Source organism: Roseinatronobacter sp. (genome assembly GCF_051859525.1).
Lineage (GTDB): Bacteria > Pseudomonadota > Alphaproteobacteria > Rhodobacterales > Rhodobacteraceae > Roseinatronobacter.
The window spans coordinates 265-549 of record NZ_JBHYFM010000061.1; the positions used below are offsets into that span (position 1 = coordinate 265).

Annotated in this window: 1 pseudogene; it reads right to left on the reverse strand. The window is 52.6% G+C overall.

The annotated features are described in order from the left end of the window. Positions 1-18: 18 nt before the first annotated feature. A pseudogene (locus tag ACTIE1_RS16705) lies at positions 19-285 on the reverse strand (hypothetical protein); the annotation flags it as partial.

Here is a 285-nt window from a genome sequence, read left to right on the forward strand (position 1 = left end):
ATAGCTGAAAGATCGCTGTCATTTCAGCGCCTCCAGTTTGGCGGGATCAAAACGACCTTTCGCAACTGCCCGCGCACCTTGCCCCACTGCTTGCTTTGTGACTTCAAGTTTGATTCCGGCCTCCAAAGCTTGCTCTTTCAAGCGGTCTGCCTCATTAAAGCGACGCTCCGACCTCAACCGCGCCCATTGAGCAGCAATACGGTTGGCCACTTCAGCAGCTTCTTCGCCAATGCTCCAACCAAGAGCACTAACGGTGTGATGAAAGTCAAACAGTCCCAAAATCCT